This window comes from Collinsella aerofaciens (assembly GCF_020709435.1).
Lineage (GTDB): Bacteria > Actinomycetota > Coriobacteriia > Coriobacteriales > Coriobacteriaceae > Collinsella > Collinsella aerofaciens_AU.
In genome coordinates this window covers 1-2,122 of the sequence record NZ_JAJFDP010000037.1, presented here as the reverse complement: position 1 = coordinate 2,122, position 2,122 = coordinate 1, and the positions used below count along the sequence as shown (strand labels likewise).

Sequence of the window (2,122 nt, the reverse complement as noted above, 5' to 3'; positions counted from 1 at the left end):
ACCGAGCCGTACGCTTGGACTTAGAAGGGGGAGGCCTCGCGGCCTCCCCCTTTTTGCGTTTATTGGCATTATTCTTTGAACAATTAAATCAATCCAATCATCCACCGGTGAATATAAACGTTCACCGTTCTTTGGCCGGTTCTCTGTCCCCAATGGACTAATATTTGCTTTAGCGCGCTGCTGCGCTTGTCCCGTTTTTACACGGGTTGTTTTATTGATTGTGACGGAAGGACTCACATGGCAGATGTTCATGAGCTGCTTGATACTTGGATTGCCAATGTCAAGGACGAGGAGCTCCTCGCTGAGCTCAACACGATGAAGGAGCAGGGTGACGAAGACGCCATCACCGACGCTTTCTTCCAAGATCTCGCCTTCGGTACCGCCGGTCTACGTGGCACTATCGGTGCAGGCACTAACCGTATGAATATCTATACGGTTGGTCGCGCGACGCAGGGTTTTGCTGACTATCTCAATGCGACCTTCGAGCATCCGACGGTTGCCATCGCTCGCGATAGCCGCAATAAGGGTGAACTGTTCGTTAAGACGACGGCTGCCATTCTTGCCGCAAACGGCGTGACTGCTCTCGTGTATCCTAAGATTTCTCCCGTGCCGACGCTTTCCTGGGCCGTCCGTGACCTTAAGTGCTCCGGTGGCATTTGCATGACCGCTAGTCATAATCCAGCGCCTTATAACGGCTATAAGGCCTATGGCCCCGACGGCTGCCAGATTACCAGCGAGGCTGCCGATGCAATTTCTAAGGCTATCGCCGAGACCGATGCGTTTACCGGCGTGAAGTCCATGGACTTCGATGAGGCTCTTGAGCAGGGTCTGGTCAAATGGATCGATGACTCGTGCCTCGAGCGTTATTATGACGCCGTTCTCGCCCGCGGCGTGACCAACCTTTCTGCCGAGGAGATCGCTGGCGCTCCGCTTAAGCTCGTCTACACTCCGCTCAACGGCACCGGCCTCATTCCCGTCACGACGGTGCTCGAGCGCGCTGGCATCACCGATGTCACGGTTGTTCCCGAGCAGAAGGAGCCTAACGGCGATTTCCCGACCTGCCCGTATCCTAACCCCGAGATTCGCCAGGCCATGCAGAAGGGCATTGACCTGTGCGAGCAGGTTCACCCTGATCTGCTGCTTGCAACCGATCCTGACGCCGATCGCGTTGGCGTTGCCGTTAAGAATAGCGATGACTATCTGCTGCTGACCGGCAATGAGATGGGCGTTCTGCTGCTCGACTATATCTGCAAGACCCGCGCTGCTCGCGGTGAGGACCTCACTAAGAAGGTTGCTGTCACTACTATCGTTTCTTCCGCCATGGTTGACGCTCTGGCCGACGAGTACGGTTTTGAGCTCCGTCGTTGCCTGACGGGCTTCAAGTACATCGGCGACATCATTACTTCTCTTTCCGATGCTGGCGAGGTCGATCGCTTTATCTTCGGTTTTGAGGAGAGCTACGGCTATCTGGCCGGCGACCACGTGCGCGACAAGGACGCCGTGAGCACTTCGCTTTTGATTTGCCAGATGGCGCAGTATTACAAGCTCCAGGGAAAGAACCTTGCCGACGCGATGCACGAGCTGTACGAGAAGTATGGCTACTATCACAACAAGACGATTTCGCTGAGCTATCCGGGTGCTGAGGGTGCGGCAAAGATGGCCGGCATCATGGCCGGTCTGCGCGAGAACCCGCCCGCGGAGCTCGCCGGTTCCAAGATTGAGGCCGTCGTTGATTACAACACCTGCGTGAACGGCCTGCCGAAGGCTAATGTTATTGAGTTCGATCTTGAGGGTGGCAACAAGGGTATTGTTCGTCCTTCCGGCACCGAGCCCAAGATTAAGCTGTACATCTTCGCTAAGGGCGCGGATGCCGCCGAGGCAGATGCAGCACTTGACGCGATCGAGGAGTCCGGTCGCAAGCTGCTGGCATAAGGTATTTAAGAGTCTATTGCTATAGATGGGCGAAAGAGGGGATCTCGGATGCGAGGTCCCCTCCTGTTTTTAACCAGCCAGCCGAGAGTACTTAGATGTGTAGGAAATGTGTACGCCCAGATTCCCGCCCCCGGCGCCCCTCCGGTCTGGCAATATATCTCCTTGCCGCGCGGCCCGGTGGAACCGGGAA

The 2,122-nt window shown here is 55.9% G+C and carries 1 protein-coding gene; it reads left to right on the top strand.

Annotated elements, in window-relative coordinates; translation table 11 throughout:
* Window positions 1–237 precede the first annotated feature (237 nt).
* The gene (locus tag LK493_RS10010) at window positions 238–1,932 is read left to right on the top strand and encodes a phospho-sugar mutase (protein ID WP_227790917.1); all 1,695 of its coding nucleotides are present in this window, start codon (window positions 238–240) and stop codon (window positions 1,930–1,932) included.
* Window positions 1,933–2,122: the final 190 nt, after the last annotated feature.

Coding starts and splice junctions, on each gene's coding strand:
- LK493_RS10010 (WP_227790917.1), top strand. CDS start 238: ATGGCAGATGTTCATGAGCTGCTTGATACTTGGATTGCCAATGTCAAG.